The sequence below is a fragment of the Kocuria sabuli genome, assembly GCF_040981185.1.
Lineage (GTDB): Bacteria > Actinomycetota > Actinomycetes > Actinomycetales > Micrococcaceae > Kocuria > Kocuria sabuli.
Map to the genome: position 1 here is coordinate 1 of NZ_JAVHZE010000069.1, position 769 is coordinate 769.

The 769-nt window shown below is 56.6% G+C and carries 1 protein-coding gene; it reads left to right on the top strand.

Translation table 11 applies throughout. The annotated features are described in order from the left end of the window. A partial coding sequence (locus tag RE027_RS17910) for a DUF2264 C-terminal domain-containing protein (protein WP_368809651.1) occupies window positions 1-673 on the top strand: 673 nt, incomplete at its 5' end. Window positions 674-769 lie beyond the last annotated feature (96 nt).

The window sequence follows — 769 nt, forward strand, 5'->3', positions numbered from 1 at the left end:
ATGGATGCTGATGTCGGGTCAGTACGATCGTAATAACTTCGTCAATTTCGAGGCGAAATACAGCAAGTTTGCCTATTCCAGCCATTTTGGATTCACGCTTACGCGGGGAAATGACGCCCTGAATCATGCGGCATGCGATTCGATGCTGATATTCAGTGAGCAGGACAACTACTGGCGCGGACGTCGCGAGTGCACCTCTGTCGACATGACTGACGCCTGGCTCCGCAGCACCTGGCAACCCTGGCCGGATGTATTTGTCACGACCTGGCTTATCCCGCATCAACAGGGGCACATCCGACTCCACCGGGTTGAAACCCAGCGCGCGCTCGACAGCGTCGAGGGTGGATTCGCCATCAATCGTCATTTACTCGCGGAAACAAGTAAAGCTTCTCATGAGGTAGCCCTGAACACCTTGTCCGGGTGTAGCCAGATTGTGGATCTGCTCTGCGAGCGTCACGCGCTGACCGTCACGACGGCTCCCAACAGCCACATTCTCCATGCTGCACCGGGCGAGATCCCCTGCCTGGGCGCCGTGCTTGAACCCGGTACGCACTGGCTGGCGTGTGCCGTAACGGCCACGATGGCCTCTGTCCTGCCGCCACCGATGACGCTGGCCTTCGATCGCCTGAGCCAGGTTCTCACGCTGAACACGAAAACCCTACACATACAATAGCTGGCGCACCTGGCGTGCGTGCGGAGAAAGATAACCATGAACCCTGTTCAATCAACACGTTCGGCTTATATCAAACTAAGCCTCTTCGTTTTTCTG